Below are 20,166 nucleotides of genomic sequence, written 5' to 3'. Positions count from 1 at the left end.
CCCGCGGCCGGTGACCACCCCTCACTCCCCTGCCCGGTGGAATGGACGCGGTGTCACCCCGACCTTAGATTCACAGGGCCTGCCTGCCCTCCGATGCCTCCGTGCCGCCCGCACCCGCTGCCCGCCGCACGCCGTGCCGCGCCCCGTCCTGGAGATCCCGGTGAAAGCCGCCCGCCTGGTCGCACCGGCCGCCCTGCTCGCCGTCGGTGCCGGGCTGCTGACCGGCCCGGCCCCGCGCGCCGCCGCGGCGTGGCGCGGCGCCGTCCGGCCACCGCTGTACGAGACCACCGATCTGGCGGTGTCCGGCCGCGGCGCGCACACCTATCGCATCCCGGCGCTGACCACGCTCGCGGACGGCACCCTCGTCGCGGCCTTCGACCGGCGGAACGACAGCGCGGCCGATCTGCCCGGCAATGTGGATGTGATGGTGCGGCGCAGCACCGACCTGGGGCGTACCTGGAGTGCGCCGCAAGCGGCCGTGGACTACGACGGCGGGGTGGGCGCGGGCGACCCGAGTCTGCTCGCCGACCGGGTGACCGGCCGGATTTTCCTCTTCCATGCGTATGCGCCCAAGGGCGTCGGGTTCCGCACGGCGGGCGCGGGCAACGCGCACGACAGCACCACGGTGCTGCACACCGATTACGGCTACTCGGACGACGGCGGCCGCAGTTGGCGCGTCCGGCGGATCACCCATGACCTCAAGGACCCGTCCTGGCACGGCATCTTCGCCTCGTCGGGCTCCGGCATCCAGCTGGCCGGCGGGCGGTTGCTGCAGCAGTACGCGTTCCGCAAGGCCGACGGCAGTATGTGGGCGGCCAGTGCGTACAGCGACGACCATGGCGCGCACTGGCGTCTGGGGACGCCGGTGGGGCCGCTGATGGACGAGAACAAGACCGTCGAGCTCGCCGACGGCCGGATCCTGCTCAACAGCCGGACCCGCGGCGCCGGAAAGCGGCTGGTGGCCTACTCCCGGGACGGCGGGCTGAGCTACAGCACGCCGGTGGCGGACGACGAGTTGACCGATCCGGGCAACAATGCCGCGATCCTGCGCTACGACCCGGCGGCGCCGGCCCGGCGGGCGCGGGCGCACCGGCTGCTGTTCAGCAATACGGCGAGCACCGACGCCCGCCGGAACCTCACCGTGCGGATGTCCTGCGACGACGGCGGGAGCTGGCCCCTCGCCCGGGTCGTCACCGCGGGCCCGGCCGCGTACTCGACGCTGACCCGGCTGCCGGACGGGACCTTCGGGCTGCTTTACGAGTCCGGCCCCTATCGGAAGATCACCTTTGCCCGGTTCGACGACGCCTGGCTGGGCGGGCCCTGTCCGGCCGGCTGACCGGCCCGTCTCACGCCTCGTCCGGATCCTCGGCGGACTCCGTCACCTCGGGCGGCCAGGCCGGGCGGCTGGTGTCGGGGACCGCGGCCAGCGCATGGCCGACGGTGGGGTAGCAGGAGAAGACGTTGAGGGACTGCGTGCCGACCAGCAGGCGCAGCATCCGTACGCCGAGCGAGGCCAGCAGCAGCCGGCCCTCCAGCCGCCGGCACAGCCACTCCAGGGCGAGCAGACAGCTCAGCCCCCGGGAGTCGCAGAAGCGCAGGGCGGTCAGATCCAGCACGAGGAAGCGGTGGCCGGCCGAGACCACCGACCGCGCCTCGGCGAGAAACGCCTGCTCGGTCCGGAGGTCCAGCTCCCCGCTGACGCGCAGCACCGCGCACTCATCCGCCTGCACGATCGCAGTGACCGCCAACGACCGCATCTCCGAACTCATGGCGTCCAGCCTAAGGGCCACGGCGCCCCGCACGACCGTGGCGCTCCCTCGGCAAGCGGAGCGGCCGCCCCCCGCTTCCGGCGCACCCCGCCCACCAGGCCCTACGGGCGCGCCCACCAGGCCGTACGGGCGCGCCCCGGGGCAGCGGAGCCGGTCGGCAGCGGTCCGCGGCGGGCAAAAACGGGCAGAATTTCCCCGATAGCGGGCAGCTATCCACATGGTTCCGCTTGCTATAAACCTGAGGCGGGCGGAAACGGGCAGCCCCGTGACCGAACGGAAGCCAGAAAAAACCAGCAATCGGGCAGGAGTGAGCCATGAGGGCCGAGGAACGCCAGCACCGCATCCTCGCGCTCGCCCGGCAGTCCGGCCGGGTCGAGGTCGTCGATGCCGCAGCCGAGTTCGGGGTCGCCCGCGAGACCGTACGGCGGGATCTGAGCGAGCTGGAGCGCCGGGGGCTGGTCCGGCGTACGCACGGCGCGGCGTATCCGGTCGAGAGCGCCGGCTTCGAGACCACACTCGCCCGCCGGGAGACCCAGCAGGTGGACGAGAAGCGCCGGATCGCGGCGGCCGCGGCAGCGCTGGTCGGCGAGGCCGAGACGGTGTTCGTCGACGAGGGCTACACCCCGGAGCTGGTCGCGATGCTGCTGCCCACCGACCGTCCGCTGACCGTGATCACCGCATCGCTGCGGACCGCGTCGCTGGTCGCGGCGTCCGAGTCGACCACCGTCCTGCTGGCCGGCGGGCGGGTCCGCTCCGGTACGCAGGCGACGGTGGGCTCCTGGGCCCGGGACATGCTCGCCCGGTTCGTGATCGACCTGGCGTTCCTGGGGGCGAACGGCATCTCCCGGGAGCACGGGCTGACCACCCCCGATCCGGCGGTCGCCGAGGTGAAGGAGCAGGCGGTCCGCTCGTCGCGGCGGCGGGTGCTGGTCGCGGTGCACAGCAAGTTCGGCGCCAGCAGCTTCTGCCGGTTCGCCGACGTCAGCGACTTCCAGACGATCGTCTCCGACGCGGGGCTGTCCGCGCCGGAGGCGCATCGCTATTCCCTCCTGGGGCCGCAGGTGCTCCGGGTCTGACCCGGGCGGGGGCCGCCCGGACCGACCGGCCCCGTACGACACCCCTCACCACACCCCATAGCCGCTGCCCGCAGGCCGCACCCCCGGCCTTCGTGCGGTGACCCGGCGTGCCTCCAGCACCGCCATACCCACATAGAGACTCCACATACCCGACATAAACGACATATCGCTACATGCAGCTACAGCCGTATCCGTCCCCAGAGAGGCAAGAGCCGTGAGAGCACAATTCCCCGGAGGCCGTACCGGCCGCGCAATAGGGCTGACCTCGGCCGTCCTGGCCTTGTCGCTGGCCGCCAGCGGCTGTTCCGGCGCCGGCAACGTGGGCAAGGGCGACCCCCACACCATCAATGTGCTGATGGTGAACAACCCGCAGATGGTGGATCTGCAGCGGCTCACCGCCGAGCACTTCACCAAGGAGACCGGCATCAAGGTGAATTACACCGTGCTGCCGGAGGACGATCTGCGCGACAAGATGAGCCAGGACTTCACCAGCCAGGCCGGGCAGTACGACGTGGCCAGCCTCAGCAATTACGAGACCCCCATCTACGCCAGCCACGGCTGGCTCGCCCCGCTCGGCGAACGGGCCGCCAAGGACCCGGAGTTCAACCAGAAGGACATTCTCGCTCCGGTCCGCGACTCACTCACCGCCGCCGACGGCAAGGTCTACGCAGAGCCCTTCTACGGCGAATCGTCCTTCCTGATGTACCGCAAGGACCTCCTCAAGGCGGCGGGGCTGACCATGCCCAAGCGTCCTACGTGGCAGCAAGTCGCCCAGATGGCCGGCAAGTTGGACGGCTACCGCAAGGGCATGAAGGGCATCTGCCTGCGCGGCCAGGTCGGCTGGGGCCAGCTGATGGCCCCGCTGAGCACCGTCGTCAACACCTTCGGCGGGACCTGGTTCACCAAGGACTGGCAGGCGAAGCTGGACAGCCCGGAGTTCACCAAGGCCACCCAGTTCTACGTCGACCTGGTCCGCAAGCACGGCGAGTCGGGTGCACCGCAGGCCGGCTACACCGAGTGCCTCAACGACATGCAGCAGGGCAAGGTCGCCATGTGGTACGACGCGACCGCCGGCGCCGGCTCGCTGGAGAGCTCCGATTCGAAGGTCGCGGGGAAGGTCGGCTACGCACCGGCGCCGGTCGAGAAGACCGCCAGCTCGGGCTGGCTCTACACCTGGGCGTGGGGCGTGCAGAAGGCCAGTCAGCACCAGGACGCGGCCTGGAAGTTCATCCGCTGGGCCTCCAGCGCGAAGTACGAGAAGCTGGTGGGCCGGTCACTGGGCTGGTCGAAGGTGCCCGCCGGCAAGCGGGCCTCGCTCTACCAGAACCCGCAGTACCTGAAGGAGTCCGGCGCCTTCGCCCCCGCGACCCAGCAGGCGATCACCTCGGCGCGGCCGAACGACCCCGGCGTACAGCCCCGCCCGGCCCCCGGAATCCAGTTCGTCGGCATCCCCGAGTTCTCCGACCTGGGAACCAAGGTCTCCCAGGAGATCAGCGCGGCGATCGCTGGAAAGCAGAGCGTGCCCGAGGCCCTCAAGAAGAGCCAGCGGCTGGCCCAGGAAGTGTCCGATGCCCACGCAAACCACTGAGGCGACCCGGCCCGTCAAGGCCGCCGTCACGACCCCCGGCCGTCAGGCGGCCCGCGCCCGGCGGGCCCAGCGGGCGAAGGACTGGGCCCGGCGCGCTCCCCTGCTGCCTGCCCTCGTCTTCCTGATCATCGTCACCCAACTGCCGTTCGTGGCCACCGTGGTGATCTCCTTCACCCGGTGGAACGCGCTGGCCCCCGACAGCCGCGGCTTCGCCGCTCTCGACAACTACCTCGCCGTCTTCACCGACCCCGCGATGCGGTCGTCGGTCGTCACGACCGTGCTGCTGACGGTGACCGTGGTGCTGGTCAGCCTGCTGCTGGGGCTGGGCCTCGCGCTGCTGCTGGACCGCAGCTTCCGCGGCCGCGGCATCGTCCGCACCCTGCTCATCACGCCGTTCCTGGTGGTGCCCGTCGCCTCCGCCCTGCTCTGGAAGCACGCCCTCTACAACGCCTCGTACGGGCTGCTCAACGGCGCGCTGACCTGGATATGGGGGCTGTTCGGCAGCGACAATCCGCCGCAGCCGGACTGGATGACCGACTCCCCGCTCGCCGCCGTGGAGATGTCGCTGATCTGGCAGTGGACACCGTTCATGATGCTGATCCTGCTGGCCGGGCTGCAGAGCCGGCCGGCGGACGCCATCGAGGCGGCCCGGATGGACGGCGCCACCGCCTTCGACATCTTCCGCTATCTGACCCTGCCGCATCTGCGGCGCTACCTCGAACTGGCCGCGCTGCTGGGGACCGTGTACGTCGTCCAGAACTTCGATGCGGTGTTCACCATCACCTCGGGCGGCCTCGGCACCGCGAACCTTCCCTTCACCATCTACCAGACCTTCTACCAGGCCCATGACTACGGACAGGCCTCCGCGCAGGGCGTCATCGTCGTGCTGTGTTCGCTGCTGGTGGCGACCTTCGCGCTGCGCTCCGTCTCGTCCCTGCTGCGCGAGGAGGTCACCCGATGACGAGCGCACTGCTGCCCCCGCGCCGTCGGCGACGCACCGGAAGTCTGCTGGGCCTGCTGGCCTGGCTGTGCGGAATCGCCTTCTTCCTGCCCGTCGCGTGGATGGTGTTGACGTCCTTCCACAGCGAGACGGACGCGGCGACCAACCCGCCGAGCATCGGTGCCGGGCTCAGCCTGCACGGCTACCGCGAGTTCTTCGGCGAGGGCACCGGCGTCAGTCCCTGGCCGCCACTGATCAACTCGTTGACCGCGTCCGTCGTCTCCACCCTCCTCGTGCTGCTGCTGGCGGTACCGGCGGCGTACGCGCTGTCGATCAAGCCGGTGCGCAAGTGGACCGATGTGATGTTCTTCTTCCTCTCCACGAAGATGCTGCCGCTGGTGGCCGGTCTGCTGCCGATCTATCTCGTCGCGCAGAACACCGGGATGCTGGACAGCATCTGGTTGCTGGTCATCCTCTACACCTCGATGAATCTGCCGATCGCGGTGTGGATGATGCGCTCGTTCCTCTCGGAGGTCCCGACCGAGATCCTGGAGGCCGCGTCGATCGACGGCGCGGGACTGCACACCACCCTGCTCCGGATCGTCGCCCCGGTGGCCATGCCGGGAATCGCGGCGACCGCCCTGATCTCGTTCATCTTCAGCTGGAACGAGCTGCTGTTCGCCCGGGTGCTGACCGGGATCGTGGCGGGTACCGCGCCGGTGTTCCTGACCGGATTCGTCACCAGTCAGGGCCTGTTCCTGGCGAAGGTGTGCGCCGCCGCCACCGTGATCTCCCTCCCGGTGCTCATCGCCGGATTCGCCGCCCAGGACAAGCTCGTCCAGGGCCTCTCGCTCGGAGCAGTCAAATGAAAGCCGCAGTGATCAGCGCCCCCGGCAAGGTCGAGGTCGCCACCGTCGAGGACCCCACCCCCGGCCCGCGCGACGTGGTGGTCTCGGTCGCCGCCTGCGGACTGTGCGGCACCGATCTGCACATCCTCCAGGGGGAGTTCGCGCCCACCCTGCCCGTCGTGCCGGGCCATGAGTTCGCCGGTACGGTCGTCGCCACCGGCAGCGCGGTCACCGAACTCGTCGAGGGCGACCGGGTGGCCGTCGACCCCTCCCTCTACTGCTACGAGTGCCACTACTGCCGCATCGGCCGCAACAACCTCTGCGAGGGCTGGGCCGCGATCGGGGTGACCAGGGCCGGCGGCGCCGCCGAGTATGCCGTCGCCCCCGTCGCCAACTGCGTCAAGCTGCCCGATCATGTCCGTACCGAGGACGCCGCCCTGATCGAGCCGCTCTCCTGCGCGGTCCGCGGCTACGACATCCTGCGCTCGGCACAACTGGGCACCCGGGTCCTGATCTACGGCTCGGGCACGATGGGCCTGATGATGCTGGAGCTCGCCAAGCGCACCGGCGCGGCCGGCGTCGACGTCGTCGACATCAACCCCGAGCGGCTGGCCACCGCCCGCACCCTGGGGTGCAGCGGCGCGGCCGGTTCCGCCGACGACCTGGACCGCCCGCGCGGCTGGGACGTGGTCATCGACGCCACCGGCAACGCGCACGCCATCCAGGACGCGCTGGGACGGGTCGGCAAGGGCGGCACCTTCCTGCAGTTCGGCGTGGCCGACTACGCGGCCCGCGCCGTCATCGAGCCCTACCGCATCTACAACCAGGAGATCACCATCACCGGCTCGATGGCGGTCCTGCACAGCTATGAGCGCGCCGCGGAGCTCTTCGCGGCCGGGGCCCTGGACCCGGAGGTCTTCATCAGCGACCGGCTGCCGCTGGACCGCTATGCCGAGGCGCTGAGCCGCTTCCAGGCCGGCGAAGGGAGGAAGATCCAGGTACGGCCGTAAGGCCGGGCGGCCGGCGGACTCCGCCCCCCGCGGCGGTTCGTGCGGGGGCGAGTTCGCCGTGCAGCAACGCCGTGCCGAGCGGGGTGAGGGCGTGGACGACACAGCCGCCGTCCCGCCGGCTACGGGCGAGGTTGGCCTCCCGCAGCGCGCTCACGTGCTCGCTGGCCGAGGGGGCGGAGACCCGTACGCGGCGGGCGAGTTCACCGGTGGTGGCCGGGTCGTCGAGGGCCGCGAGGATCCGGGCCCGGGTACGGCCGAGCAGGGTGGACAGCGCCTGCGGATGGCAGCCGCGGGGCCCGGCCGGCGCCCAGGACGTGGGGTGTTCGACCGGGTGGACGAGCACCGGCGGCAGCCCGGGGTCGGCGAGGGCGATGGGTCTGCGCCAGCAGAAATGGGACGGAATCAGCCGCAGTCCGCGCCCGTTGAGCCACAGATCGCGGTCGCGGGGATAGTCGGCGTAGAGCACCGGCGGCTCCCAGCGCAGTGCGGGGCGGAAGGTCTGGAGCAGCCCGTCGACGCCGTCGCGGCAGAGGGTGCGGGCGCGGGCGCCCCGGTCGGAGTCGACCGTGGCGGCCGCCTGGGTCCAGTCCGGGGCGACCACCGCGCGGTGCACCTCCTGGAGCGCGGCGGCCAGTTCGTCCAGCGGCTGCCGGCTGCCCGCGGCCAGGGCGCCGGTCCAGCGCGGGAGCCGGGCGGGCAGCCCGGCCCGCGCGCTCTCCGCGGCCAGCCGCGCCCCCGGAGTGTCCCGCAGCGCGGCCAGGCCCGCGGCCAGGCCGTCCCGGGCCGCGTCGGGCGTGAGGAAGTCCGGGAAGTAGCCGGCGTCGGCCGGGGCCAGGGCACTGAGCAGCCCGGCCGCGCGGGTCAGCCCCCGCTCGTGCAGTTCGCGGCGGGCCCTGGCGCGCCAGGCGCCGTAGACCGGCACACCGCGCCCCGGCGGCGCCAGTTGGTGCATGGCCAGCACCGTTTCCCAGAGCGGATCGGGTTCGGCGGCGATCTGTACCCGTGCCAGATCCCGGTCTTCGAAGTGGATGCGCAACATGCGACCCCCGCGGCATGCTCATGACCCTGTGACCAGGGCCCCCCGTTCGGGGCCGGTCGTGCGGCCCCCTCCGCCAGACTGCCCGGCGGGGAACGGGGGTGTACAGGGCGACTGGAAGCCTTCGGCCTGCGCGGTGGTGAAGGTGGGGAGCTCGGGGCGCCCTTGTGCTGCCGGTGCGGCGGCTTTCCGGCCACGCGCGGGGCCCGCGGCCGGCCGTACCAAGCCCTGTGCCCCCGGGCCCCCTTGATGCCGGGGGCGGCTTCCCGTGCGGCTCCGGCGCTCAGCCCTCGCCGGCCAGCTGCTCCGCCAGCCGGTCCAGGAACACCTGCTGGCCCGCCACCAGCCGCTCCCGTGCCTCGTGCGGCGGGAACCAGGCCACCCGGTCGATCTCGGGGAAGCTGCCGGTCACCCCGGAGCCGCGCGGCCACTCCATCTCGAAGGTGCCGGGCACGATGTGCCGCGGATCGAGATCGCCCTCGACGGCCCAGACGGTCACCACCTTGCCGCTCGGCTGGCGGGCGTCCCCCAGGGGAAGGTAGCGGCCGGCGGGCGGCGGCATCCCCAACTCCTCCTCGAACTCCCGCCGGGCGGCGTCCCTCGCCTCCTCCGGAGGGACGTACTCGCCCTTGGGCACGGACCACGCCCGCGCGTCACGGCGCTCCCACAACGGGCCGCCCATGTGCCCCAGCAGCACCTCGACCCCGCCCGCCGCGCGGCGGTACAGCAGCAGCCCGGCACTTCGCTTTCCCACCATGGCGGCTACTGTTCCCCGCGGTCGTGCGCGGCAAGCACCGCCTCGACGGTGTCCGCCTCGTCCGCCGTCTTGTCCTCCCGGTAGCGCACCACCCGCGCGAAGCGCAGGGTCACGCCCGCCGGGTAGCGCGAGGAGGTCTGCAGTCCGTCATAGGCGATCTCGACGACGAGTTCCGGACGCACCGTCACCACATGGCCGTTGTCCGCCACCGCGAGCTGCTGCAGGCGCTCGGTCTGCCAGCTGAGGGTGGCATCGGTCAGCCCCTTGAAGGTCTTGCCCAGCATGACGAATCCGCCGTCCGCCGCGCGCGCCCCGAGGTGGAGGTTGGACAGCTTCCCGGTGCGCCGGCCGTGTCCCCACTCCACCGCCAGCACCACCAGGTCGAGGGTGTGCACGGGCTTCACCTTGAGCCATGCGGCGCCCCGGCGGCCCGCGCTGTAGGGGGCGTCCAGCGCCTTGACCACGACGCCCTCATGGCCCCGGCGCAGGGTCTCGGCCCAGAAGTCCTCGGCGGCCGCGCGGGCCCCGGCGTCGGACGGGTCCGCGACCACCTGGCGGCGCACCCGCTGGGGTGCGGGGACCAGCCGGGCCAGCTCGGCGTGCCGCTGTGCCGAGGGCAGTTCCAGCAGGTCGCGGCCGTCGACCGCGAGCACGTCGAAGAAGACCGGGGACAGCGGCAGCGCGGCCTGCGCGGCGGAGACGTCCACCCGTGAACCGAACCGCCCCGCGACCCGCTGGAAGGGCACCGGCCGGCCCGCCCCGTCCAGGGCGATCACCTCGCCGTCGAGGATGAACCGGCCGGCCGGCAACTCCCGTGCCAGCGCGGTGACCTCGGGGAGCCGGTCGGTGACCTCGTCCAGGGTGCGGGTGTGGATGTGCACGTCCGGCCCGTCGCGGTGCACCTGTACGCGGATGCCGTCGAGCTTCTCCTCCACGGCGCAGGCGCCGAGCTTCTCGATGGCCTCGGCCACGGTCTTGGCGCTGTGCGCCAGCATCGGCCCGACGGGCCGCCCCACGGTGAGCCGGAAGCGCGCGAGCGCCTCCGGCCCCTCGGCGAGCAGCGCCTGCGCCACGTCCTGGAGCGACCCCGCCAGCATCACGGCCCGCCGGACGTCCGCCGCCGGCACCTGGGTGGCGGCGGCGAGCCCCTCGACCGCGATGGCGTCCAGCGCGCCCTGCCGCACCTCACCGGTCAGCAGGCCGACCAGGAACCGCTGCTCGCCCTCCGTCGCCGCGGCCAGCAGCGCACGGACGAGTCCGCGCCGCTCCCCCTGCGCGCCGGCTCCCGAGACCCGTGCCCAGGGCGGTCAGCGCGGTGTCCACGTCGCGGACGGTCAGGGTGGCGTGCTCCGCGGCCGCGACCGGCTCGCGCAGGACGCTCCAGCCGACCCCGATCCGGCCCTGGGGCAGCCGCCCGGCGAGGTACGGGATGACCACCGGGACGTCCTGGGGCGCCGCGTCCCGGAACAGTCCGGCCAGCAGCGCGATCTTCCGCGAACGCGCCGACGTCGCGGCGACCTCCGCCGACACCTGGGCGAGACCGGCCAGCAGCATAGGGCCATGGTGCCCCCGCGGCGCCGTTTCCGCTCCCCGGCCGGCCCGTCCGGCAGCCGGCGCCCGGTCACGGGGCGAGATAGGAGTGGAAGACGTTGTCCGGGTCCCACTCCGCCTTGACCTCCTGCAGCCGGTCCCAGGTGGCGGGGGCGTACGAGCGCCGGGGCCGGGCCGCGTCGGCCTCCAGGTCCGCTTCGGCGATGTAGTGGCGGCCGTCGCCCTGCGGGTCGGCGGCGGCCATGACGTCCCGCAGCCACTGCTCGTTGGCGTCGTCCGCCGCCGGGTCCTCCCAGACCGCGTAGCAGACCAGGTAGGACTCGCCGAGCGGGGCGAAGGCCATGTTCCGCAGCAGGGCGGGTTCCGATGAGACCGGCTGCACGGGCGAGAGCACCAGGGACTTCCCGGACGGGGCGCGGGCCACCACGTCGGCGATCCGGCCCAGTTGCGTCGGATAGCTCTCCGGCGACCACAGGGTGTCCGCCGCATACCGGTGCAGGGGCGGCCAGAGGACCGCCGCGCCCTCGTGCAGGGCGGCGAAGGAGGTCGGCGCCGGCGGCTGCCGGGTGACGGCGAGTTCGCCGAAGGGGCAGTCGGCGACGGGCTCCAGCGCCTGGAGGGCCTCCCGCCGCGTCGCCGCGAACGCGGTGGCACCGACCGTGATCCGCAGCCCGGGCGCGCCGTCCGCTGCCGGCTCGGCGGGCTGGAGGACGAACGCCACCTCGACGTACGGCGGGAGTCCGCGGGCGACCCGCTCCGTCCACTCGGTCACCCGGGCGAGTTCCGCCATCGGAAACGTCAGGGAGGTCGTCATGATCGAGGCGGGGTGGGGGTGCAGGGCGAGCCGGAAGCGGGTGACGGCCGCGCAGAATCCCGGCCCGGCGCCCCGCGCGGCCCAGAAGAGTTCGGGGTGCTCTCGCTCGCTACAGGTGACCGTCCGCCCGTCGGCGGTGACGGCCCGGATCTCCAGGACGTCCGCGCAGGACGCCCCCCATGCGCGGGAGTTCCAGCCGAGGCCGCCGCTGAGCAGAAAGCCGCCGACCGCCACGCTGGGGCAGTGGCCGACGGGGAAGGCCAGATCCTGCGGGGTGAGGAACGCGACCAGTTCCTGACCGGTGGCGGCGGGCTCCACCGTGACGGTCGCCGGGGCGGTGTCGGTCGCGGGCGCGAGGCGGCACTCCCGCAGCCCGGAGAGATCGAGCAGCAGGCTCCCGTCGCGGAGTGGCGAGCCGGACCAGTTGTGCCCGCCGGAACGCAGCGACACCCGCAGCCCGTGCGTACGGGCGTAGCGCACGGCGTGTGCCACGTCCGTCTCCGACGTGACCCGCACGACGGCCTCGGGGAACCGCTCGGGCCGCAGCTCGTTCCACACCGCACGGGAACGGGCGGTCTCGTAGCCGGCGTCGCCCCGCCGGATCAGTGCGCCCGCGACCTCCGGCCCTGTTTCCGGCACATCCGGCCCTGGTTCCGGTACGGGTGGACACATCGCGGCCTCCTCACCAGATCTGGTGGGTGATCAGGCCGAAGACACCGATGGACACCAGGTACCCGAGCACCACCACTCCGGTGCCCAGCACCTGCGTCCGGCGGCTGGTGCACCGGCCGGGCACCAGCCAGAAGGCCAGCGCCCTGTTCACCAGCGGCATCAGCAGCCAGGTCAGGGCGCTGACGCTCAGCACGTTGGACAAGAACAGGCCGATGTACTCGCGGACGGTGAGCGCCTGCAGCCCGATGCCCACGGTCAGGTTGAGCACCATCACCGTCGGATAGAGCGCCAGGACAACCGACATCGCCTGTTTCCAGTTGGGCGGAGCGGCGCTGTCCTTGCCTTCGTCGAACCGGAACCAGCCGCTGAACGCGGAGCCGACCTTGCGGACGTCGAACGAGACGAAGTGCTGGCTTCCCTCGTCCAACAACTCCTGGCGGACGTCGGATTCCAACCACTCGTCGAGGTGCTCACGGGAGTCGAACCGGAAGACGACGACCCAGTGCTCCTGCACGCCCTGGACCGGTCTGAACAGCTCGGATCCCATGAAGCCCGGCGCCTGCTGCTGTGCTTCGAGGGCCTTCTGCTGCCAGTCGAGGAACGCCTGCTCGTGTCCCGGCCGCACGTCGTGCGAGATGACGGCCGTGACCGCTTCCGGGGCCCGCTCCGAGGGGGTACCTCCGCGAAGCACCTCCTGCGTCGGAGGACCCTCGAAGAATTCGGCCGCCTCCTGGAGCAATGCCTGCCGCCGGCTCGAATCCAGCCAGGCGGTCAAGTGGTCCATGCCGGAAAACCGGAATACAGTGACCCATTCATTTTCTTCGCCGGCGCCGGGCGGATATACCTCGGCGCCCACGAATCCCTCGAATTCACGGGCCACACGGTTCGTCTTCTCCTGCCACCGCTGAAACTCATCCGTCCGCCCCTCGCGCACCTTCTGCGAGGTCACGACGGTGGCATTCTCGGCCGCGGCAGCACGGCTTGCACGGGGACTCACCTTGAGTAGCCTAGTGCATAAGAGATTTACCGGGCAAATGGAGCATATATGCCCTACCGTTCCACAGAGGAATCGATGCCGATCGGAGACTCCGTAATGGAACAGAAAGAACTCCTCGCAGAAGCCGTCCGACTCGCCACGGAATCCGTGAACAACGGTTGGGGCGGCCCGTTCGGCGCGGTCATCACGCGCAACGGGAAGATCGTGGCCCGCGGGCAGAACCACGTTCTGCTGACGGGCGACCCCACCGCCCACGCAGAAATCGAGGCGATCCGGAAGGCCGTGCAGGTCCTCAACCCGGATGCGCCGAGCATCGCCGTGGACCGGCAGAACGAGAGCACGCTGGCGTACGTCCCCCGCCCCGAGGGGTCACCGGACCCGCTCCCGGAGCGCGCCCGGATGCTCCAGGGCCACGAGATCTACATCAGCGGCGCCCCCTGCCCGATGTGCATGAGCGCCATCTACTGGGCGCGGATGGACGCGGTGTACTACAGCTGCGACCTGACCGACACCGCCAAGATCGGCTTCGACGACTCGTTCCAGTACGAGGACTTCGAAAGGCCGCTCTCCGAGCGCCGGATCAAGATCCAGCAGATCTACCCCGAGATGGGCGCCAAGGCCTACGAGGAATGGAACAAACGGCGGCTCCAGCACGCCTACTGACGCTCCCTCACCACCAGCAGGCGCCGGGCCCCGCCGCACGGGCGGCGGGGCCCGGCGACCGGCCTGCGTGGGCGCCCAGGTGGCACGCGTCCATGGGCGTCACTCGTACATCACGTACTCCGGCTGCGGCCGGAGGGCCAGCACCTCCTCCGGCGTCATCAGCCGGCTGCCCCGGGCGTCTTCCTCGTAGAAGAGCTTGAAGCCGGTGTGCAGGCCGTCGGGCAGGTCGTGGACCAGCCGCTGCCAGGTCCCGCGCTTCAGGCCCGGGGAGCCGATGCCGTCGGCGCTCTTGATCAGTGCCACGCCGGGCTGGGGCCGCAGCGCGGACTGGGCGTGCACGACGGACGTGGCGACCTGATGGAAGACCAGCGGCTTCTGCGGCAGGTCGTGCGCCTCGACCAGCCCGGACAGATAGCGGGCCACCTCCGTCAGTTCATGGCCGTCGGTCCGCCCGTAGGTGTCGCCCGGCACCTGCCCGCGGGCCATCTCCCATTCCGGGTCGAGCGCGATCCCCACATCGGGGTGGACGAGCCAGTCGCGCAGCGCCTTGACCTCGTCGAGCACGGGCGCGCGGCCCGGCTGGATGTTCAGCAGCAGCAAGGCCCGCCGGTCGCGCGCCACGCGGTGGAAGCGGCGGATGGTCGCGGCGGGCGTCCGTGAGCGGTAGGTGCCGTCCGGGCCGGCCGAGGCATTGGCGACGGTCGCCAGGAGTTCGAGCACGGGCAGCGGTTCACGCCCCGCGGCGTAGCGGTGCGCCACCTTCTCCACCTCGGCTGCCCGCTGTCCCGGCGCACCGGTCCCGAGCCGGCCGAGCGCCGGGGCACCGGGCAGCCCGCAGAACCCGACCAGCCGGTAGCGCGGAAACAACTCCCGCCCACCACGCGGGAGTTCGGGACGGCGCCGCCTGGCCGGAGGGGCCGGGTGCCGCGCGGTCGCGGAGCCGGACGGGCTCGGGCTCCCGGTCCCGGCGGAGGGGGACGAGCGCGAGCCGCCCGGCGGTGACGCCTCGGGGGCGGGGTCGGCACGGGAGGGAGTACCTCCGCATCCGGTGAGCACGCCGAGCCCCGCCGCCGCGGTGACCGCGAGCAACCCTCGCCGGCTCGTGTCCGGCGACGGCACCGGCCGGGCGGAGCGGCCACCGGCTGCCCGCGCCCGGGGTATCCCGGAGCCGTTTCGGCCTGACACCTCGTCCGTCACACTGCCTCCGTCCCCCGGCGTCCGGCCGATGACCGGCGCCGGCTGTCGTGCGGACAGGTCCTGTCCGTGCAGTGCGCATCTCCACACCCCCCGCGGCAAAACCCGGACGGAAACGATCAAGCCACGGCCGCCCCGGCGGACCGGGCCGCGTAGCGTGAGGGCGTGATCCGGCCCCGACGCCTCGAAGCCCTCGACCACTCCCCCGAAGCCGTCCGCCGCCGCACGCCCGTGCACCGCGTCTGGTATGCCGCATACGGCTCCAACATGCACCGGGAACGGCTGACCGCCTACCTGGCCGGCGGCCGGCCCCCCGGCGGACTGCGCGCCTGCCCCGGCTGCCGGGACCCCCGCGACCCCCTCCGTACGGCCCCGGTCCTGCTGCCCGGTCTGCTGTACTTCGCCACCGAATCGCAGGTGTGGACCGGCGGCCGGGCCTTCTACGACCCCGGCCCCGCGCGGACCGCCGACGACGCACCACGGACCGAACTTCCCTCTCAGGGCTATCTGCTGACCGTCGGCCAGTTCTCCGACATCGTGGCCCAGGAGATGTACCGGGAGCCCGGCGAGGACCTCGATCTGACGCAGGCCCTCACCCACGGCCGGGCCCAGATCGGTCCCGGCCGCTACGAAACCCTGGTGTGCGCCGGGGCGCTGGACGGATACCCCGTCCTGACCTGCACGGCCCCGTGGCGCAGCGACGACATCGCGGTGAACGCCCCCTCGGCCGCCTATCTGCGGCACATCGGGGCCGGAATCGTCGCCGCCCACGGATGGAGCGTGCACCGGACCGCAAGGTATCTCGCCGGCTGCCCGGGAGCCGCCGGTCACTGGAGGGCCGGGGAGATCGAGTCACTGCTCACCGCCGCCCCCTGACCGGCGCGCGGCGCGTCCCTCCTCCCCCGCCGCGCCGGTCCCCGGCACACTGGTGCCCTCCGGCCGGCGCCCCGGCCCCTGACGACTCGACTTCGGCGAGGACCGCGATGAGAAAGATCGTCCTGACCATGTCGGTGTCCCTCGACGGCTTCATCGAGGGACCGCACCGCGAGATCGACTGGCATCGGGTCGACGACGAGTTGCACCGCTACGTCAACGCGCAGCTCAGGACGATGGGCGGCTTCCTGAGCGGGCGGGTCACGCATGAGCTGATGGCCGGATTCTGGCCGACCGCGGATGCCGACCCGTCAAGCACCGGGCCCATGGTGGAGTTTGCCGGGATCTGGCGGGACATGCCCAAGATCGTGTTTTCCCGGACCCTGGAGCGGGCCGACTGGAACACCACCGTCATGCGGGACGTCGTCCCCGAGGAGATCAGGGCGCTCACCGCACAGCCGGGCGGTGACCTGGCGCTCAGCGGCGCCGGCCTCGCCGCGGCCTTCCGGCGGCACGATCTGATCGACGAGTACCGCCTCTACGTCCACCCGGTCCTCATCGGCCGCGGCAAACCGCTGTTCGCGCCGTCGGACACCACCGCCGACCTCCAACTCGCCGACACCCGCACCTTCGGCAACGGCGTCGTCCTCCTCCACTACCGACGCGCCCGCGCCGCCTCGGCGGCGTGACTCCCGCGACCGGGCGGCACTGCGGGCGGACCGTAGGCCGTGCTTGAGAAGCAGTATCGGTCGCCGGCACGGCATGAACCTCACGCGACGTGCGGATGCATCGTTGCTCCATGACCACTTCCGCTCTTACGGCGTGCCCGGGTTGGGCTGTGGATTGGCCTGTCCGGGTGAAGTCGAGTCAAGGGCATGGTGTCGTATTGATGATTTCGAGTTAATGGTGGTGACCGTTTTCCGGTGGGTTGCCCATCTCTCCGGGGAGAGATGGGCAACCCCTGTGGTGCGCGGGTGCGTGGTACGTGTCGGCGTGTCCTCTCTCTGTCCCGGTGTGCAAGTGGTGATCCGGTGCGCGTATACCGGCGCCGTGCGACGCGGGCCCCGGTGGGAGTTCTTGGGCGGCCCTCTCAGCTGAGAGAGGTGTGTCATGGAACCGACTACGGGTTGGTTGGGAGCTCCGGCGGTAGCCGGCGGGTTTCGGCCGGTTGTACCGGCCGGTGGATCCGAGGTGGCCGCTGTGCGGGGGCTTGTGGCCGCGCCGTTCAGTGCGGCGTTCTCCACGGTGACGATCCCGGCGGGCACGACCCCGCTGGCGGTGGCGGTGGCGCCGAACGGCAACGTCTACGTCGGCAACGCCAATTCGGCCAACGTGACGGTGATCAGCAGCACCACGAACACCGTCCTGGCCACTGTCCCCGCCGGCTCAGACCCGGCCATGATTGCGGTGGCGCCGAACGGCAACGTCTACGTCACCAACCAGAGCTCGAACAACGTGACGGTGATCAGCAGCGCCACCAACACCGTCCTGGCCACCGTCCCCGTCGGCGGGGGCCCGTTCGCACTCGCGGTGGCGCCGAACGGCAACGTCTACGTCGCCAACAGCACTTCCAACAACGTGACGGTGATCAGCAGCGTCACGAACACGGTCCTGGCCACCGTCCCCGTCGGCGCGGTCCCGGACGCGGTGGCGGTGGCGCAGAACGGCAACGTCTACGTCGCCAACCGGAACGCGAACACCGTGACGGTGATCAGCAGCGCCACGAACACCGTCCTGACCACCCTCCCCACCGGTGGTTTCCCGGGCTATGCGGCGGTGGCGCAGAACGGCAACGTCTACATCGCCAACCAGACCTCGAACAACGTGACCGTGATCGACAGCACCACGAACACCGTCGTGGCCACCGTCCCCGCCGGCACGGTCCCGGGGGTGATCGCGGTGGCGCAGAACGGCAACGTCTACGTCACCAACACCGTTTCGAACAACGTGACGGTGATCAGCAGCACCACGAACACCGTCCTGGCCACCGTCCCCACCGGCGGGGGCCCGTTCGGGGTGGCGGTGGCGCCGACCGGCAACGTCTACGTCGGCAACAGCAATTCCAACAACGTGACGGTGATCAGCAGCACCACGAACACCGTCCTGGCCACCGTCCCCGTCGGCGCGTTCCCGTTCTCGGTGGCGGCGGCGCAGAACAGCAATGTCTACGTCACCAACGCCAATTCGGCCAACGTGACGGAGATTTCGCCGTTGACGGTGACGACCTCGCCGGCGTCGCCGGTGTGCGGGCAACCGGTGACGTTCAACATTTCCGGGGGGACTCCGAACGGGACAGCGGTGGTGAACTTCGGGGACGCCAGCCCCACGGTCACCGTCCCCCTGGACGCCACCGGGAGCGGGCAGACCACCCACACCTACACCGCCGGTTCGTTCACCGCGACCGTGAACGGCAACCCCACCCCCGTCACCGTGAGCCCCAACCCCACAACGACGGCGCTGTCGGTGACGCCGAACCCCTCCACCTGCGGGCAGAGCGTGACCGTGTGCGCCACCATCACCCCGGCACCAGGAACCACCTCGGTGCCGACCGGTACGGTCACCTTCACCCTCCCCAACAGCCAGACCCAGGTGGTCCCCGTCAACGCATCGGGGCAGGCCTGCTTCACCACCACCGCCCTGACCACCGGCACCCTCACCGCCGCCTACAGCGGTGACAGCTGCTTCACCAGCTCCACCACCAGCACCCCCGTCACCGTGAACCCCACCCCCACAACGCTGACCGCGCAGCCAGGCACGATCCGGCTCCGGCTGACCCCGCTGCCCGAGTTCTACATCCCCACCCTCAGCGCCACTCTGACGACCACCTCGGGGATGCCGGTGGCCGGTCAGCCGGTGACCTTCACCGCCACCACGCTCTTCGGCCCGGTCAACCTCGGCACCGCCGTCACCGACGCCAACGGCACGGCCACCATCCACAACGCCGTCGTCCCCGTCTTCGCCATCGCCACCCCCTTCTACACCGCCACCTTCCCCGGCAATGCCTGCTACAACGCGGCCACCGCCCACGGCATCCTGCTGTTCATCCCCCTCCCGGGCTGATCTCCTCGGCTCCGAAATCCCCAGGTCGCCTGGTCTGCAGGGGCGGGGCGCCCGCGGTGAGGGCGGCTCCGGCATCGGCACGGTGCTCCAGCAGACCACGGCGCAGGAGGGGCGGCGGGGGGGCGGCACGGGCCCGGAGAAGCTGCGGACGTGCGCGGGTGTTAGCTTCCCTTGCCGTGAGGGAGCACCAGGACGAGACCAGGGCGGCGTACGACGGGGTCGTCGAGCTGTATGCGTCGAAGTTCGCTGATCGGTTGGAGACGCACCCGTTCTCGCGGAACATGATCGGCACCTTCGCCGAGCTGGTGCGCGGGAGCGGGAACCCGCGGGCAGCCGACGTCGGGTGCGGGCCGGGGCATCTGACGGCCATGCTGCACGACCTGGGGCTGGACGCCTTCGGGCTCGACCTCTCCCCGGGCATGGTCGACCACGCCCGGCGGGCCCATCCGGCGCTGCGGTTCGACGAGGCACGGATGGAGGCCCTGCCGGTCGAGGACGGCGCGCTCGGCGGCGTGCTGGCCCACTACTCGATGATCCATACCCCGCCCGGGGAACTGCCCGCGCTCCTCGCCGAGCAGGTACGTGTCCTGGCACCAGGGGGCCTGCTCCTGGTCTCGTTCTTCGCGACCGACGGACCGGAGCCGGTCCGCTTCGACCACAAGGTGACGCCCGCCTACAGCTGGCCGGTGGACCGGTTCGCCGAGTTGCTGGCCGGAGCCGGGCTCGTCACGTTCGCCCGGCTGCTCCACGATCCGGCCTCCGAACGGGGCTTCCTCGACGCGCACTTGCTGGCCCGGCTCGACTAGAGCGTGCCGCACGGGACAGACCCTAGGTGTAGCCGAGCAAGCCGGGCAGGCCCGCGAAGGAATCCAGCACGTGGTCCGGTGTGCCGTCGGCGGTCCGGTGGGTCTCCGGGAGGTATTTGCCGGTCTTGACGAGCACGCCGGTGATCCCGTGGCGCTGGGCCGCCAGCACGTCGGACTCGATGTCGTCGCCGACCATCAGCGCCTCCGACGCCGGAACGCCGAGGTGGGCCAGGGCGGTGTCGAAGAACGCCGGTGACGGTTTGCCGGTGACCGTCGCCGTCACCCCGGCGGCCCGCTCCAGCCCCGGCAGAAAGGCTCCGGTGTCGAGGTCGAAGCCGTCCGCGGTACGCCAGTACAGATTGCGGTGCATCGCGACCAGGTGGGCGCCCCGCTGCAGATGCCGGAAGGCGCGGTTGAGCACCGGATAGCTGAATTCCGGGCCCGCACCACCGAAAACGATCACATCCGGGGCGTCCCGGCCGGCGGCTCCCTCCCCCTCCGGCTTCCCCTCC

At 71.6% G+C, this 20,166-nt stretch carries 18 protein-coding genes and 1 pseudogene; 11 read left to right on the top strand and 8 right to left on the bottom strand.

The window, feature by feature from the left end; all coding sequences use genetic code 11:
* The first annotated feature begins 160 nt into the window (after positions 1-160).
* On the top strand, positions 161-1,336 hold the full coding sequence (locus EST54_RS08770) for a sialidase family protein (RefSeq protein WP_129246740.1): 1,176 nt from the start codon (positions 161-163) through the stop codon (positions 1,334-1,336).
* A 10-nt stretch (positions 1,337-1,346) separates the two neighbouring features.
* Here the strand turns inward: EST54_RS08770 and EST54_RS08765 are convergent, their stop codons facing one another.
* Complete coding sequence (locus EST54_RS08765) at positions 1,347-1,769, bottom strand: STAS domain-containing protein (protein ID WP_239013836.1); 423 nt, start codon at positions 1,767-1,769, stop codon at positions 1,347-1,349.
* A gap of 314 nt (positions 1,770-2,083) precedes the next feature.
* On the opposite strand from EST54_RS08765, the gene EST54_RS08760 reads away from it, so the two are divergent.
* The 5 genes from EST54_RS08760 to EST54_RS08740 all read left to right on the top strand — a co-directional run bounded on the left by EST54_RS08760 (position 2,084) and on the right by EST54_RS08740 (position 7,231).
* Entirely contained in the window at positions 2,084-2,845 is a 762-nt protein-coding gene (locus tag EST54_RS08760) for a DeoR/GlpR family DNA-binding transcription regulator (protein ID WP_129246738.1), read from the top strand.
* Positions 2,846-3,059: 214 nt separating this feature from the next.
* Entirely contained in the window at positions 3,060-4,433 is a 1,374-nt protein-coding gene (locus tag EST54_RS08755; protein WP_129246737.1) for an ABC transporter substrate-binding protein, read from the top strand.
* Positions 4,414-5,394 (top strand): carbohydrate ABC transporter permease, encoded by a 981-nt coding sequence (locus EST54_RS08750; protein WP_129246735.1) that lies wholly within the window; start codon positions 4,414-4,416, stop codon positions 5,392-5,394. Before EST54_RS08755 ends, EST54_RS08750 begins: the two co-directional genes overlap by 20 nt.
* Positions 5,391-6,242, top strand: coding sequence for a carbohydrate ABC transporter permease (locus EST54_RS08745; RefSeq protein ID WP_129246734.1), 852 nt, complete (start codon positions 5,391-5,393; stop codon positions 6,240-6,242). The genes EST54_RS08750 and EST54_RS08745 overlap by 4 nt, the downstream gene beginning before the upstream one ends.
* A complete protein-coding gene (locus EST54_RS08740; protein ID WP_129246732.1) occupies positions 6,239-7,231 on the top strand; it encodes a zinc-dependent alcohol dehydrogenase family protein in 993 nt (330 codons plus the stop codon). Before EST54_RS08745 ends, EST54_RS08740 begins: the two co-directional genes overlap by 4 nt.
* On the opposite strand, the gene EST54_RS08735 is transcribed toward EST54_RS08740, so the two are convergent.
* The 5 genes and pseudogenes from EST54_RS08735 to EST54_RS08715 all read right to left on the bottom strand — a co-directional run bounded on the left by EST54_RS08735 (position 7,143) and on the right by EST54_RS08715 (position 12,845).
* Positions 7,143-8,270: a winged helix-turn-helix domain-containing protein gene (locus EST54_RS08735; protein WP_129246730.1), complete on the bottom strand. Its 1,128-nt coding sequence runs from the start codon at positions 8,268-8,270 to the stop codon at positions 7,143-7,145. The two genes, EST54_RS08740 and EST54_RS08735, sit on opposite strands and share 89 nt — an antisense overlap.
* A gap of 280 nt (positions 8,271-8,550) precedes the next feature.
* Positions 8,551-9,024, bottom strand: coding sequence for an NUDIX domain-containing protein (locus tag EST54_RS08730; protein ID WP_129246728.1), 474 nt, complete (start codon positions 9,022-9,024; stop codon positions 8,551-8,553).
* A 5-nt stretch (positions 9,025-9,029) separates the two neighbouring features.
* Positions 9,030-10,578, bottom strand: a pseudogene (locus EST54_RS08725) (ATP-dependent DNA ligase).
* A gap of 67 nt (positions 10,579-10,645) precedes the next feature.
* Positions 10,646-12,028, bottom strand: coding sequence for an FAD-binding oxidoreductase (locus tag EST54_RS08720; protein ID WP_244942476.1), 1,383 nt, complete (start codon positions 12,026-12,028; stop codon positions 10,646-10,648).
* A 43-nt stretch (positions 12,029-12,071) separates the two neighbouring features.
* Positions 12,072-12,845: an antibiotic biosynthesis monooxygenase gene (locus EST54_RS08715; protein WP_372448279.1), complete on the bottom strand. Its 774-nt coding sequence runs from the start codon at positions 12,843-12,845 to the stop codon at positions 12,072-12,074.
* 309 nt (positions 12,846-13,154) lie between these two features.
* Here EST54_RS08715 and EST54_RS08710 point away from each other — a divergent pair, with 309 nt between their 5' ends.
* Positions 13,155-13,721 carry a nucleoside deaminase gene (locus tag EST54_RS08710; RefSeq protein ID WP_129246724.1) on the top strand — a complete coding sequence of 189 codons (567 nt, stop codon included), beginning with the start codon at positions 13,155-13,157 and terminating at the stop codon, positions 13,719-13,721.
* 99 nt (positions 13,722-13,820) lie between these two features.
* On the opposite strand, the gene EST54_RS08705 is transcribed toward EST54_RS08710, so the two are convergent.
* Entirely contained in the window at positions 13,821-14,588 is a 768-nt protein-coding gene (locus EST54_RS08705; RefSeq protein WP_129246722.1) for a hypothetical protein, read from the bottom strand.
* Positions 14,589-15,080: 492 nt separating this feature from the next.
* Between EST54_RS08705 and EST54_RS08700 the strand changes: the two genes are divergently transcribed.
* The 4 genes from EST54_RS08700 (at position 15,081) to EST54_RS08685 (ending at position 19,654) form a co-directional block, all read left to right on the top strand.
* Positions 15,081-15,791, top strand: coding sequence for a histone deacetylase (locus EST54_RS08700; protein WP_174857417.1), 711 nt, complete (start codon positions 15,081-15,083; stop codon positions 15,789-15,791).
* Between the two features lie 107 nt (positions 15,792-15,898).
* Positions 15,899-16,477, top strand: coding sequence for a dihydrofolate reductase family protein (locus tag EST54_RS08695; RefSeq protein WP_129246720.1), 579 nt, complete (start codon positions 15,899-15,901; stop codon positions 16,475-16,477).
* 511 nt (positions 16,478-16,988) lie between these two features.
* Positions 16,989-18,848: a virginiamycin B lyase family protein gene (locus EST54_RS08690; protein WP_244942475.1), complete on the top strand. Its 1,860-nt coding sequence runs from the start codon at positions 16,989-16,991 to the stop codon at positions 18,846-18,848.
* A 176-nt stretch (positions 18,849-19,024) separates the two neighbouring features.
* Positions 19,025-19,654 carry a class I SAM-dependent methyltransferase gene (locus tag EST54_RS08685; protein ID WP_129246716.1) on the top strand — a complete coding sequence of 210 codons (630 nt, stop codon included), beginning with the start codon at positions 19,025-19,027 and terminating at the stop codon, positions 19,652-19,654.
* 22 nt (positions 19,655-19,676) lie between these two features.
* On the opposite strand, the gene EST54_RS08680 is transcribed toward EST54_RS08685, so the two are convergent.
* A partial coding sequence (locus EST54_RS08680) for an HAD-IA family hydrolase (RefSeq protein WP_153189270.1) occupies positions 19,677-20,166 on the bottom strand: 490 nt, incomplete at its 5' end.

Source organism: Streptomyces sioyaensis, assembly GCF_004122735.1.
In the GTDB taxonomy this organism is placed as follows: Bacteria; Actinomycetota; Actinomycetes; order Streptomycetales; family Streptomycetaceae; genus Streptomyces; species Streptomyces sioyaensis.
The sequence above is the reverse complement of the archived record's forward strand: the minus strand, read 5'-3'. Positions and strand labels throughout refer to the sequence as shown.

Coding starts and splice junctions, on each gene's coding strand:
- EST54_RS08765 (WP_239013836.1), bottom strand. CDS start 1,769: ATGAGTTCGGAGATGCGGTCGTTGGCGGTCACTGCGATCGTGCAGGCG.
- EST54_RS08760 (WP_129246738.1), top strand. CDS start 2,084: ATGAGGGCCGAGGAACGCCAGCACCGCATCCTCGCGCTCGCCCGGCAG.
- EST54_RS08750 (WP_129246735.1), top strand. CDS start 4,414: ATGCCCACGCAAACCACTGAGGCGACCCGGCCCGTCAAGGCCGCCGTC.
- EST54_RS08745 (WP_129246734.1), top strand. CDS start 5,391: ATGACGAGCGCACTGCTGCCCCCGCGCCGTCGGCGACGCACCGGAAGT.
- EST54_RS08740 (WP_129246732.1), top strand. CDS start 6,239: ATGAAAGCCGCAGTGATCAGCGCCCCCGGCAAGGTCGAGGTCGCCACC.
- EST54_RS08735 (WP_129246730.1), bottom strand. CDS start 8,270: ATGTTGCGCATCCACTTCGAAGACCGGGATCTGGCACGGGTACAGATC.
- EST54_RS08730 (WP_129246728.1), bottom strand. CDS start 9,024: ATGGTGGGAAAGCGAAGTGCCGGGCTGCTGCTGTACCGCCGCGCGGCG.
- EST54_RS08715 (WP_372448279.1), bottom strand. CDS start 12,845: ATGGACCACTTGACCGCCTGGCTGGATTCGAGCCGGCGGCAGGCATTG.
- EST54_RS08710 (WP_129246724.1), top strand. CDS start 13,155: ATGGAACAGAAAGAACTCCTCGCAGAAGCCGTCCGACTCGCCACGGAA.
- EST54_RS08695 (WP_129246720.1), top strand. CDS start 15,899: ATGAGAAAGATCGTCCTGACCATGTCGGTGTCCCTCGACGGCTTCATC.